Raw genomic sequence first — 237 nt, forward strand, 5'->3', positions numbered from 1 at the left:
GCACATTCAGCCCGACATTGGCGCTCGTCGTCGCGGTGGTGCCGCTGGAACTGTCTGTGACGGTGGCCGTGACATGCAGCGTGGTGTTGCCCGGGTCCGGCGAGGTGATCGTCAGCCCGGTCAGCTGCGCCTGGGTCAGCGTGTAGCTGCCGTCCGGGTTGTGCGTCCCGGCCGACAGCGTGGCCCCCGCCGGCAGCCCGCTGATGGTGATGCTCACCGTCTCCGTCGGCGACAGCG

At 70.0% G+C, this 237-nt stretch carries 1 protein-coding gene; it reads right to left on the bottom strand.

Annotation, left to right across the window (positions count from 1 at the left end; genetic code table 11):
- A partial coding sequence (locus tag GVN67_RS29590) for a hypothetical protein (RefSeq protein ID WP_160000814.1) occupies window positions 1–217 on the bottom strand: 217 nt, incomplete at its 3' end.
- Between the last annotated feature and the right edge of the window lie 20 nt (window positions 218–237).

Source organism: Roseomonas sp. 18066 (assembly GCF_902706185.1).
Taxonomy (GTDB): Bacteria; Pseudomonadota; Alphaproteobacteria; order Acetobacterales; family Acetobacteraceae; genus Pseudoroseomonas.